Annotated in this window: 1 protein-coding gene; it reads right to left on the reverse strand. The window is 77.0% G+C overall.

The annotated features are described in order from the left end of the window. Positions 1-248 precede the first annotated feature (248 nt). Positions 249-866, reverse strand: a 618-nt coding sequence (locus tag EAO70_RS35895; protein ID WP_148006977.1) for an RDD family protein, incomplete at its 5' end; no start/stop codon positions are given.

Consider the following 866-nt stretch of genomic DNA (forward strand, 5'->3'; position numbering starts at 1 on the left):
CCCGGAAGGCCCGCCGCCCGGAGGCCCGCCGCCGGGTGGGCCCCCGCCGGGCGGCGGCTGCTGGCCCCCGGAGGGCGGCGGAGGCTGCTGCGGCCTCTTGAGGAACGGGTCCTCCTCGGGCGGCTGGCCGGGCGGCGGCTGGTCGGTGCTCATGGGGGCAGTGCATCCCGGGGCGGACGCCCCCGCAAGGAATCACCGCCCGTTCGGGGGACCCTCCGCCATCAGGGTTCCCCGCGCCCCCGCCGGGGTCAGCGCGCCACGAAGGTGCGGGCCGCCTTGTCGTGCCAGCACTGCCGCCAGGGGCGGTCGAAGAGGCACCACAGCACGTTGAGGACGCCGACGGCCAGGAGCCCCAGGACGCTGTAGACGAGCCAGCGGCGCAGGGCCGCGCCGAACCGCGGCGCCTGGTGCGCCTCGATGTCCCGCACCTCGATCCCGCACAGCCTCTTGCCGAGCGTGCGGCCCCACTTGGCGGTGGGCAGCACCTCGTACAGGACGCCGAGGACGAGGAACGCCGCCAGGGCGATGCCGAACTGCACGGAGGTCGTGCCGTCGACGAGCCACACCTGGACGGTGACGCCGGACTGCTCGGCCGCCGCGATCTTGCCGTCGATGTGGTCGAGGGCCGCGGTCACGAACGGGAAGGCGGCGGCGCCGACGAGCGCGCCGAGCACGAGGGTGTCGATCAGCCGGGCGGCCAGCCGGCGGCCGAGCCCGGCGGGCCGCGCGGAGGCCTGGGCGCGGGCCGCCTGCACGAACAGGTCGTCGACCGGCGGCTTCCAGGGGACGACGGGCTGCTGCGGGTCCTGTCCCTGCGGGGCCTGCGGCTGGGGCTGGGGCTGCGCCTGCTGGGCCCAGGAGGGGGT

Source organism: Streptomyces sp. adm13(2018) (assembly GCF_008042145.1).
Classification (GTDB): Bacteria; Actinomycetota; Actinomycetes; order Streptomycetales; family Streptomycetaceae; genus Streptomyces.